This window comes from Candidatus Binatia bacterium (assembly GCA_023150935.1).
Classification (GTDB): Bacteria; Desulfobacterota; Binatia; order HRBIN30; family HRBIN30; genus JAKLJW01.
The window spans coordinates 1-253 of record JAKLJW010000177.1 but is presented as its reverse complement, the minus strand read 5'-3'; the positions used below and the strand labels follow the sequence as shown (position 1 = coordinate 253).

The 253-nt window shown below is 52.2% G+C and carries 1 protein-coding gene; it reads left to right on the top strand.

From position 1 onward, the window contains the following. Positions 1-253 (top strand): low molecular weight phosphotyrosine protein phosphatase (locus L6Q96_23600; GenBank protein MCK6557531.1); only part of this gene is annotated, 253 nt, incomplete at both ends.

The following is a 253-nucleotide window of genomic DNA, read 5'->3' as shown; positions in this document are numbered from 1 at the left end:
CGGCGCATCTTATTCAACAGAAAGATCTGCCATGGGTGGCTGACTCTGCCGGGACTTCGGGAGCCCATGACAGGGAATCCTCAGATCCCCGCAGTATCCTGCATGCTCGTCGCCGTGGCTATGAACTGACCAGCATCTCTCGCCAAATCCGCGAATCCGACTTTTATGATTTTGATTGGATTCTGGCAATGGACTCTTCCAACTTGGACTTTATCAAACGCATCTGCCCTGACCCCACTTTGCTTTCCAAGCT